We start from the raw sequence: 423 nt of genomic DNA, 5'->3' as shown, positions 1-423 counted from the left end.
CACTTAAATCATCTTCAAAATCTTTCTTTCTTAGATCAAACCTCTCAACTGCTAATTGTTGTACCTGCTCAGTTCTTGCTAAGTCCTTAATTTGATCTTTTAAATATAAGAGATTTTTCCCAAACGACTCTGAACTTACTTTAAACAATGAGCAACATGTACTTGGGCATATTTCATTAAATGATGAAAATAGTTTTCTTGAGTCTTCATTCAGTGATAACGTTTCAATTTCTGCTTCAATTTGCTCTCTAACCTTACTTACACCAAGTAGCCAAGATTTTGTTTCGTTAAGTTCAATGATAACTGAATCAAGTTTGTTTTTTTTCTGTCTTATTAACAAATCAATACTATTGACTGTTTCATCAGAAGTTAGCTTTGTACTTTTTAGATATTCCAATTCATTTTTTGCATCATTTAATTCAA

The 423-nt window shown here is 29.8% G+C and carries 1 pseudogene; it reads right to left on the bottom strand.

The window, feature by feature from the left end:
- Positions 1-423 (bottom strand): annotated as a pseudogene (locus tag ASV53_RS25760) (hypothetical protein); the annotation flags it as partial.

The sequence above is a fragment of the Photobacterium sanguinicancri genome (assembly GCF_002265265.1).
In the GTDB taxonomy this organism is placed as follows: Bacteria; Pseudomonadota; Gammaproteobacteria; order Enterobacterales; family Vibrionaceae; genus Photobacterium; species Photobacterium sanguinicancri.
This window is presented reverse-complemented; position numbering and strand designations above follow the sequence as displayed.